We start from the raw sequence: 345 nt of genomic DNA on the forward strand, positions 1-345 counted from the left end.
GAACAACCAAGGTGTGTTGAAGAGTAGCTCAATGGAAAAGGCGGCGATCGCAAAACAGATAAACGTAAGAGTGAGTGCCTTTAAGCGGCCCGTAAAGCTGTCGTCACTTTCAGCTAGTGCGGCAGCAATAACCCCTAAAATTAAAGGCGTGATGAGTGTGTTTAGTTCATAATACCAAGCAGGAATAACAACACCCAGTAGAGTGATGAGAATTAACACGCTGTAATTGATGGTTTTATTCGCCCAATAGAGGCGTAATTTGACAGAGAAGTCCACAGTCGCTCACTTAATACACTAAAACCATAATCCTAACAGAAATCAAGCACAAGAATTTGATACTTATCC

Annotated in this window: 1 pseudogene; it reads right to left on the minus strand. The window is 41.7% G+C overall.

Going from position 1 to position 345, the window contains the following annotated elements:
* Window positions 1-276 (minus strand): annotated as a pseudogene (locus FTW16_RS17750) (TIGR01666 family membrane protein); the annotation flags it as partial.
* Window positions 277-345 lie beyond the last annotated feature (69 nt).

The sequence above is a fragment of the Vibrio sp. T20 genome (assembly GCF_007858795.1).
Lineage (GTDB): Bacteria > Pseudomonadota > Gammaproteobacteria > Enterobacterales > Vibrionaceae > Vibrio > Vibrio satsumensis.